Source organism: Streptomyces sp. NPDC058289 (genome assembly GCF_042880975.1).
Taxonomy (GTDB): domain Bacteria; phylum Actinomycetota; class Actinomycetes; order Streptomycetales; family Streptomycetaceae; genus Streptomyces; species Streptomyces stoeckheimensis.
Genome location: NZ_JBHVYI010000189.1, coordinates 1 through 4,181, shown reverse-complemented (window position 1 = coordinate 4,181; position 4,181 = coordinate 1). Strand labels below are relative to the sequence as shown.

The following is a 4,181-nucleotide window of genomic DNA, read 5'->3' as shown; positions in this document are numbered from 1 at the left end:
GCGCGCCCTGTGTGCGGGGGCCCGGCCTCAGCGGCTCGCGAGGAGCTCGAGCGTGTCGATGACCCGGTTCGAGAAGCCCCACTCGTTGTCGTACCAGGCGACCACCTTGATGTGGCGGCCTTCGACGCGGGTGAGCTGCGAGTCGAAGATGGACGAGGCGGGGTTGCCCGTGATGTCGGAGGACACCAGCGGGTCGTCCGAGTACTCCAGCACGCCGGCGAGCGGCCCTTCGGCGGCAGTGCGGTAGGCCGCCAGGACGTCCTCGCGGGTCACGTCGCGGGCGACGGTGGTGTTCAGCTCGACGATGGATCCCACCGGAACCGGGACGCGGATCGAGTCGCCGGAGAGCTTGCCGTCCAGGTTGGGCAGGACCAGGCCGATGGCCTTGGCGGCGCCCGTCGTGGTCGGCACGATGTTCACGGCGGCCGCGCGGGCGCGCCGGGGGTCGCGGTGCGGACCGTCCTGGAGGTTCTGCTCCTGCGTGTAGGCGTGCACGGTGGTCATGAACCCGTGCTCGATGCCCGCGAGTTCGTCCAGTACGGCGGCCAGCGGCGCGAGCGCGTTGGTCGTGCACGAGGCGTTGGAGACGATCGTGTGCAGCGCCGGGTCGTAGGAGTCGCTGTTCACGCCGAACGCGAGCGTGATGTCGGCGCCGTCCGCCGGTGCGCTGACGAGCACCTTCTTGGCTCCCGCGTCGATGTGCGCGCGGGCCGCCTTGGCCGTGGCGAAGCGGCCGGTCGCCTCCAGCACGATGTCCACGCCGAGCTCGGCCCAGGGCAGCTGCGCCGGCTCGCGCTCGGCGAGCACCTTGATGCGGCGGCCGTCGACGACGAGGACGTCCCCGTCCACGGTCACCGGGCGGCCGAGCCGGCCGGAGGTGGTGTCGTAGGCGAGCAGCCGCGCGAGGGTGGCGGGCTCGGTGAGGTCGTTGACCGCGACGACGTCGAGCTTGCTGTCGCGTTCGAGCAGAGCGCGCAGGACGTTGCGTCCGATGCGGCCGAATCCGTTGATGGCGATGCGAGTCATGGTGTCTCCCTGTTCCCTGTCCCTTGGGTTCGTCACCAGGTTCGCCGGTCGGGGGCGCCCGCGACAGCGGCGCGATCGCCACGGTCCGCAAGGATCGCGCCACAGGGCGGGCCTCGGGGCTTTCCCTGTCCGGTCGCCCTTGCCCCCTGTCGCTCGCCACGGTCACTCGCCCCGGGCAAAAGTGCGCCGGTACTCGCTCGGCGTGGTCCGCAGGATGTGCTGGAAGTGCAGCCGCAGGTTCGCGCCGGTGCCCAGGCCCACGTCCGCGGCGATCTGCTCCACGCTCCGCTCCGAGCGCTCCAGCAGTTCGCGGGCCACGTCGATGCGGGCGCGCATCACCCACTGCATCGGCGTGTACCCGGTGTCCTCGGCGAACCGCCGCGAGAACGTGCGCGGGGACACCGCCGCGTGCCGGGCGAGCGCCTCCAGGGTGAGGGGTTCGCCGAGCCGGTGCAGCGCCCACTCGCGGGTGGCGGCGAACCGCGGTCCGAGCGGCTCGGGCACGCTGCGCGGGACGTACTGTGCCTGGCCGCCGCTGCGGTAGGGGGCCGCGACCAGCCGCCGGGCCGTGTGGTTCGACGCCGCCACCCCGAGGTCGCTGCGCAGGACGTGCAGGCACAGGTCGATGCCCGAGGCGGCTCCGGCCGAGGTCAGGACGGAGCCCTCGTCGACGAACAGGACGTTCTCGTCGACCCGGACCAGCGGCCACTTCGCCGCGAGCGCCCGGGTGTAGTGCCAGTGCGTGGTGGCGCGTTTGCCGTCGAGCAGGCCCGTGGCAGCGAGCGCGAAGGCTCCCGTGGAGATCGCCGCGAGCCGGGCGCCCCGTGCGTGGGCGGCGATCAGCGCGTCGACGACGGCCCGCGGAGGGTCCTCGCGGTCGGGGAACCGGTAGCCGGGGACGAAGACGGTGTCGGCCCAGGCGAGGGCTTCGAGGCCGTGGGCGACGGCGTACGACAGGCCGTCGCCGCCGGTCACGAGTCCCGGGGCGGCGCCGCACACCCGGACCTCGTAGGGCATGCTCGCGCGGGTCGTGAACACCTGCGCGGGGATGCCGACGTCGAGGGGTTTCGCCCCCTCGAGGACGAGGACGGCGACGTGGTGGGGGCGGGAGGCTGGCACCGCGACATGCTTCCGAAGGGGCGGGAGGCTTGTCAAGCATCACGGTTAGTAAACCTTCCGATTGAGATAACCACCTATCAGTTGGTCCAGACCTGTTGACGGCGGTCCTTCCGGAGGATTAGGTTCCCGGCCACCAAGCGGATACGCCGTCAACTCCCCACGCCCGCCCGGCCTCAGGGCCCCCACCCACGGGCCCGCCGCCCCGTCCCCACGCGTGCCCGGCGGGCCGCACGCCCACGCTTCGCGCTCCACGCCGTCCCCCCATTCCCACTGGAGGCACTTCCTTGCGTACCCCTGACCGAACCCGTACCCGGCTGGCCTGCGCCCTCGGCGCGACCCTGCTCGGCGCAGCCGCGGTGCTGACCTCTCCCGGGGCGGCCTTCGGCGCCAACATCCTCTCGAACGGCGATTTCGAGTCCGGCACCACGGCCGGCTGGTCCTGTTCCGGGGGGCTGGGCTCCGTGGTCGGCTCGCCGGTGCACGGCGGGAGCAAGGCACTGGCCGGCGCGGCCAGTGCGAGCGACAACGCCAAGTGCGTCCAGACCGTCGCCGTGCGGCCCAACACCAGCTACACGCTCTCCGCCTGGGTCCGCGGCAGCTACGTCTACCTCGGGGTCACCGGCGGCACCTCCACATGGACTCCCTCGGCTGCCGCCTACACCAAGCTGACCGTCGCCTTCACCACCGGCGCCTCCCAGACCAGCGCGGAGGTCTACCTCAACGGCTGGTACGGACAGGGCACTTACTACGCCGACGACATCACCCTGGACGGCCCGGGCGGCAGCGTCGACACCCAGGCGCCCACCGTGCCCGGCAGCCTCACCGCCACCGGCAAGACCTCCACCACGGCGTCCCTGAGCTGGACCGCTTCCACCGACAACGTCGGCGTGAACGGCTACGACGTCTACCAGGGCGGTACGAAGGTCGCCACCTCGGGCAGCACCAGCGCGACCGTCACCGGCCTGACCCCCAGCACCGCCTACGCGTTCACCGTGCGCGCCCGCGACGCCGCGGGGAACACCTCGGCCGCCTCGAACACCGTCAACGTCACCACCGACACCGGGACCACGCCGCCGACCGGCTTCAAGCAGGCCGCGCCGTACCTCTACCTCGGCTGGGGCAACCCGCCGAGCCCGACCACGGTGATGAACGCGACCGGCACCAAGTGGTTCACCATGGCGTTCATCCTCTCCTCCGGCGGCTGCAACCCGTCCTGGGACGGACAGCGCCCGCTGACCGGCGGCGTGGACCAGAGCACCATCGCCTCGATCCGCGCGGCGGGCGGGGACATCGTGCCCTCCATCGGCGGCTGGCAGGGCAACAAGCTCGGGCCCAACTGCTCCAGCGCCGAGGCCCTGGCGGGGGCCTACCAGCAGGTCATCTCCGCCTACGGCCTCAAGGCCATCGACGTGGACATAGAGAACACCGACGAGTTCGAGAACGCCGTGGTCCAGGACCGCATCCTCGGCGCGCTCAAGATCGTCAAGCAGAACAACCCCGGCCTGAAGACCATCCTGACCTTCGGCACCTCCACCACCGGCCCGACCAGCTGGGGCAACCGCCTGATCGAGCAGTCCAAGGCGCTGAACGCCGGCATCGACGTCTTCACGATCATGCCGTTCGACTTCGGCAACGCCTCGACGGACATGTACGCCAGCACCGTCAGCGCGACCGAGGGCCTCAAGGCCAAGCTCAAGTCCACCTACGGCTGGGACGACGCGACCGCGTACTCCCACATCGGGATCTCGGGCATGAACGGCATCAGCGACACCCAGGAGACCACCACCGTCCAGAACTGGACCGACATCCGCAACTGGGCCAACTCCCACCACATCGCGCGCCTCGCCTTCTGGTCGGTGAACCGCGACCGCGGCTGCCCCGGCGGCGGCCTGCAGGAGACCTGCTCCGGCATCGCCCAGAGCGACTGGCAGTTCACCTCCATCACGGCCGGCTTCACCGGGTGATCCAGCGCCTCGTAGGAGCGGGGGCCGTCGCGGAGTTCCGCGGCGGCCCCCGCTCCTTGCGCGGTGTCAGGA

Annotated in this window: 3 protein-coding genes; 1 reads left to right on the top strand and 2 read right to left on the bottom strand. The window is 71.5% G+C overall.

What is annotated here, in order from left to right:
* Positions 1-27: 27 nt before the first annotated feature.
* Both gap and ACFVX6_RS40625 read right to left on the bottom strand, forming a co-directional pair.
* The gene (gene gap / locus ACFVX6_RS40630; RefSeq protein ID WP_389699611.1) at positions 28-1,026 is read right to left on the bottom strand and encodes a type I glyceraldehyde-3-phosphate dehydrogenase; all 999 of its coding nucleotides are present in this window, start codon (positions 1,024-1,026) and stop codon (positions 28-30) included.
* 162 nt (positions 1,027-1,188) lie between these two features.
* Positions 1,189-2,145, bottom strand: coding sequence for a GlxA family transcriptional regulator (locus ACFVX6_RS40625; RefSeq protein WP_389699610.1), 957 nt, complete (start codon positions 2,143-2,145; stop codon positions 1,189-1,191).
* Positions 2,146-2,429: 284 nt separating this feature from the next.
* Between ACFVX6_RS40625 and ACFVX6_RS40620 the strand changes: the two genes are divergently transcribed.
* Positions 2,430-4,109, top strand: coding sequence for a carbohydrate binding domain-containing protein (locus tag ACFVX6_RS40620; protein ID WP_389699609.1), 1,680 nt, complete (start codon positions 2,430-2,432; stop codon positions 4,107-4,109).
* Positions 4,110-4,181 lie beyond the last annotated feature (72 nt).